The sequence below is a fragment of the Kitasatospora sp. MY 5-36 genome (assembly GCF_001182915.1).
GTDB lineage: Bacteria > Actinomycetota > Actinomycetes > Streptomycetales > Streptomycetaceae > Kitasatospora.
Genome location: NZ_LFVW01000993.1, coordinates 1 through 2,598, shown reverse-complemented (window position 1 = coordinate 2,598; position 2,598 = coordinate 1). Strand labels below are relative to the sequence as shown.

Here is a 2,598-nt window from a genome sequence, read left to right as displayed (position 1 = left end):
CGGGCTGCTGGGTCGGCAGGCCGAGGACCCGGACGGGCCGTCCGTCGGCCGGGCCGGTCGGAGCCGGCGCGGGGAGCGGACCGGAGGCCGGGCGGGGAGCGGGTACCTGGGCGGGCGCCTGGGCGGGTATCGGTCGGCCGGGTATCGGCCCGGCCGCCCACAGCTGCTGCTGGGCCCGGGTCCACTCCCGCCGCTGGCGCTCGGTGAGCACCGCGCCCAGGTACGCCGCCGGGTGCAGCCCCGGTGCGATCGGGTGGCCGATCAGGGCGGACAGGTCCTCGGCCAGCCGGGTGGACATCCGGTGCATCACCGCCGGGTCCAACTGGCTCGTCCGGCCGAGCAGTTGGCGGACGGCCAGCCAGAGCGGCTCCGGTACCGCGGACAGGTCCATCGCGACCAGCTCGTGGCCCATCGACTGGAGCAGGTGCGGGTGCACCGGCGGCAGCGGGGTGGCGGAGCCGCCCGCACCCGGGGTGCGCTCGCGGACGACCACCGTCCCGGCGAAGATGTCGCCGAGCCGCTTGCCGTCCGAGTGCACCGCCGAGGTGATCACGGCCGGGGCGCCGGTCAGCACGATCATCTCGAAGAAGCCGACCAGCCCGCGCACCAGCGAGTGCCGGAAGCGCACCGGCCCGCCGTCGGTGCGCACCACCCGCAGGCCGAGCGCGGCCTTGCCGAGCGAGCGGCCACGGGTGAGGGTCTCGACCATCACGGGCACGGCGACCAGGAAGAACACCATCAGGCCGATCATCGTGGCGGCCAGGGCCGCGCCGTCGAGCCCGATCAGCGCGAGGCTCAGCAGCAGCGTGAACACCAGCAGGGCGGCGAACTCCACCAGCAGGTCGATCACGATCGCCAGGGCCCTGCTCGGAAGCTTCGCCGTCTGCAGGCCGAGGACGACCGCCTCACCCGTCACCAGGTCGCTCAAGACACCTGTCCGTTCACGTTCTTGGAGCCGGTACGGCTCGCCCATGGGGATCCGGCGCCTGGGAGGGCGGCGGTGCCGGGGGAGGGAACCACCCCGGACCGGCTCCCCGTGACGCGCTCTCCGCAGTCTGATCCGCAGCCGCAAACATACGGGGCCCGGTGGGCGCACGGGAAGTGAGATCCCGACGGCCGGGGCGGCGGCCGCTGCTGGCATGCTGGGCCGCGCGTGTCCGCCCGGACCCGCCAGCCCGGACCCGCCCGCCCGCGGACCCGCCCGCGCACGCACGTCCGCGCCCGCCGCCGATCTATGGAGCCGCCGAAATGGACCTGGACGTCTTCGTCGCCACCCACCAGGGGGAGTGGGCCCGACTGGACGCCCTCGCCCGCCGGCGCCGGCTCGGCGGGGAGGAGGCCGACGAGCTGGTCACGCTCTACCAGCGCGCCACCGGACACCTCGCCAAGGTCCAGGCCGCCGCGCCGGACCCGGCCCTGGTGAGCCGGCTGACCGGCCTGGTCTCCCGCGCCCGCAGCGCGGTCACCGGCGCCCGGACCAACGGCTGGCAGGACGTCGCCCGCTACTACACGGTGAGCTTCCCGGCCGCGCTCTACCGCTCGCGCCGCTGGTGGGTGCCGGTGGCGGTGGTCTCGATGGTCGCCACCGCACTGCTCGCCTGGTGGATGGCCACCCACCCCGAGGTCCGCAACAGCCTGGTCGCGCCCGAACACCTCCAGGAGCTGACCCGCCCCGGCGGCCAGTACGAGACGTACTACTCGGACCGGCCGGCCAGCTCCTTCGCGGCACAGGTCTGGACGAACAACGCCTGGATCGCCGTGCAGTGCCTGCTGTTCGGGATCGCGTTGGGCATTCCGGTGCTCTACGTGATGTGGACCAACGTGCTCAACCTCGGCATCGGCGTCGGGCTGATGGCCTCCGCCGGTCGCCTCGACGTCTTCCTCGGCCTGCTCATCCCGCACGGCCTGCTGGAGCTGACCGCGGTCTTCGTGGCCGGCGGCCTCGGGCTGCGCCTCGGCTGGACCGTCATCGACCCCGGCCCGCGCACCCGCTCGGTGGCCCTGGCGGAACAGGGCCGCGCGATCATCGGCATGTCGATCGGCCTGGCGACGGTCCTGGCGGTCTCCGGCGTCCTCGAAGCCTTCGTGACCCCGTCCGGCCTGCCGACCTGGGCCCGCATCTCCATCGGTGTGCTGGCCGAGGCGGCCTTCCTCCTCTATGCCCTGGTGCTGGGCCGGCGGGCCGCCGGGGACGGGGAGTTCGGCGATCTGGACGCGGCCGACCGGGCGGACCTCCAGCCCGTCGCGGCCTGAGCCGATGTGATCGACAGGTCTCTGACCTGCTAGTCTTCTACTCGTCCGGCCAAAACCATTGACGTGGTGAGGGTGGGCTAGTAGGTTTGAACGGTTGGGACTGACTGGACAACGGTCGATCCCGGGCGTTAGTGTCTACGACACCGCCGAATCGAGGCGAGCGTGTTCCACGGAATACGCGTCCTCTGACGAAGCAAAATCCCACGGACGGATCACTCCGAAAGCCTTGATAGGCTTCGGAACGAAGTTCGCAGGAAATCCCCCCAGTGGGAATCGGATGAATGAAGCGCCGGTAAACGGAGCGGAAAACGTCTGGTAAGCTGGAAACACGAAAGAACGAAGCCC

The 2,598-nt window shown here is 72.0% G+C and carries 3 protein-coding genes; 1 reads left to right on the top strand and 2 read right to left on the bottom strand.

From position 1 onward, the window contains the following. On the bottom strand, positions 1–928 hold a 928-nt coding region (locus AE652_RS39290), incomplete at its 3' end, for an RDD family protein (RefSeq protein WP_049660347.1). A 320-nt stretch (positions 929–1,248) separates the two neighbouring features. Between AE652_RS39290 and AE652_RS39285 the strand changes: the two genes are divergently transcribed. Then, positions 1,249–2,253: a stage II sporulation protein M gene (locus AE652_RS39285; RefSeq protein WP_049660346.1), complete on the top strand. Its 1,005-nt coding sequence runs from the start codon at positions 1,249–1,251 to the stop codon at positions 2,251–2,253. A 135-nt stretch (positions 2,254–2,388) separates the two neighbouring features. Here AE652_RS39285 and AE652_RS48785 read toward each other — a convergent pair. Continuing rightward, the coding region (locus tag AE652_RS48785) for a hypothetical protein (RefSeq protein WP_234348706.1) at positions 2,389–2,598 on the bottom strand (210 nt) is incomplete at its 5' end.